Here is a 1,898-nt window from a genome sequence, read left to right on the forward strand (position 1 = left end):
CGAGCCGCCGGCCGGGAGGTAGCAGGCGTCGACCGTCCCGATCACGCCCGCCGCCGCGACCAGCAGCCCCAGTGGCGCGCCCCGGCCGCCGGCCACCGCGAGCGCCAGTGCGGCGGTCGCGGCCAGCATCACCGCGTCCCCGGCGAGCATCACCCGGCGGGCCCCGAACCGGTCCGCCACCGCCCCGCCCAGCAGGACCAGCACCGTACGGGGCACGGTGATCGCCGTCAGCACCAGCCCGGCCGCGCCGCCGCCGTACCCGGAGGCGGCCCAGCCGAGGGCGAAGAACAACGCGGCGTCACCCAGCAGCCCCACCTGGGTGCCGGCCAGCCACAGCAGGTACGGACGGGGCAGCGCAGCGCGCGGCGGCGGCTCGACGGAGATCGCGGAGGTCATGCCCGGCGACGCTAGGGCCCTCGACCGGGTCGAGGGCAACCGTGCCCGCCGGGCGAGTTGGCCCACCTCGGCCCACCCCGGGAAACACCGAGGGCGGGTGCCGACTTGATGTCGGCACCCGCCCTGAGCAGGTGTGGTTCCCCTACCAGCGGAGAGCGTGGGATTCGAACCCACGGTGACGGGTCACGCCACGACAGTTTTCAAGACTGTTCCCTTAGGCCGCTCGGGCAGCTCTCCAGGCGGAGGTCAGCCTAACGGGTCCGGCCGGGTTCGGTGCACACGATTCCGTGCGCCCGAGGGTCACTGATCGCCGTCCCGCTGGCCGAGCGTGACCTTGGTGGTCATGGTCTGGCCGTTGCGGGTGTACTCGACGTCGACGGTCTCGCCCGGCTTGTGCGTCCAGATCCGGCTGACCAGGGCGGGGCCGTTCTCGATCGGGGCGCCGCCGAGCTTGGTGATGACGTCGCCCGGCTTGAGACCGGCCTTGTCGGCCGCGCCGCCGGGGGTGACGGCCGGCTGGCCCTGGACGTCCTTGGTCTGGATCTGCGCGCCGTCGCCCTTGTAGTCGTCGTTGCGCAGCACGTCGAGCTTGGCGTAGACCGGCTTGCCGGTCTTGATCAGGGTGTCCGCGACCCACTTGGCCTGGTTGATCGGGATGGCGAAACCCAGGCCGATGCTGCCGGCCCGGCCGTTGGCGGAGGCGTTGGACTGGATCGCCGAGTTGATGCCGATCACCGCGCCGCTGGAGTCGAGCAGCGGGCCGCCGGAGTTGCCGGGGTTGATCGAGGCGTCGGTCTGCAGGGCGTTCATGTACGAGGCCTGCGAGCCGGTGTCGTCGCCGGAGGCGACCGGGCGGTCCTTGGCGCTGACGATGCCGCTGGTGACGGTGGACTCCAGGCCGTACGGCGCGCCGATCGCCACGGTGGCGTCACCGACGTTGACCTTGTCGGAGTCGGCCAGCGGCAGCGGCGCCAGCTTGCTCTTCGGCGGGTTGTCGATCTTCACCACGGCGACGTCGTAGCCCTCGGCGTGACCCAGCACCGAGGCGTTGTAGGACGAGCCGTCGGCGAACTTGACGGTCAGTTTGCCGCCGCTGCCGGTCAGGGTCGGCGCGACCACGTGGTTGTTGGTGAGGATGTGGCCCTCGGTGTCGAAGACGAAGCCGGTGCCGGTGCCCGACTCGCCGTTGCCCTGCGCCTTGATGGTGACGACGCTGGGCAGCGCCTTCTGGGCGATGCTGGCGATCGAGCCGGGGGCGGGCTCGTTCTTCTGGGTGTTGCTGGCCTGGACGGTGGTGCTGCGGTGGTCGTCCGCCGAGGAGCTGCTGTTGGTGTGGTCGGTGGCGACCACACCGATCGCGCCGCCCGCGATGCCGGCGACCAGCGCGACGGCCGCGAGCAGGGCCACCAGACCGCCGCGCTTCTTGCGCGGGCCGCCGGGGCCGGTCGGGCCGCCGGGGTACTCACCGGGGTAGCCGAGCGGACCGCCCGGGCCGCCGGGGT

Annotated in this window: 1 protein-coding gene, 1 tRNA gene and 1 pseudogene; all 3 read right to left on the reverse strand. The window is 72.5% G+C overall.

Annotation, left to right across the window (positions count from 1 at the left end):
- Nucleotides 1-396, reverse strand: a pseudogene (locus tag BG452_RS34195) (MFS transporter); the annotation flags it as partial.
- Between the two features lie 149 nt (nt 397-545).
- Nucleotides 546-633 (reverse strand) — tRNA-Ser (locus BG452_RS34200).
- Nucleotides 634-696: 63 nt separating this feature from the next.
- A partial coding sequence (locus BG452_RS34205; protein WP_188308241.1) for a S1C family serine protease occupies nt 697-1,898 on the reverse strand: 1,202 nt, incomplete at its 5' end.

Origin of the sequence: Streptomyces sp. CBMA123, from assembly GCF_014596465.1 — a bacterium.
GTDB lineage: Bacteria > Actinomycetota > Actinomycetes > Streptomycetales > Streptomycetaceae > Kitasatospora.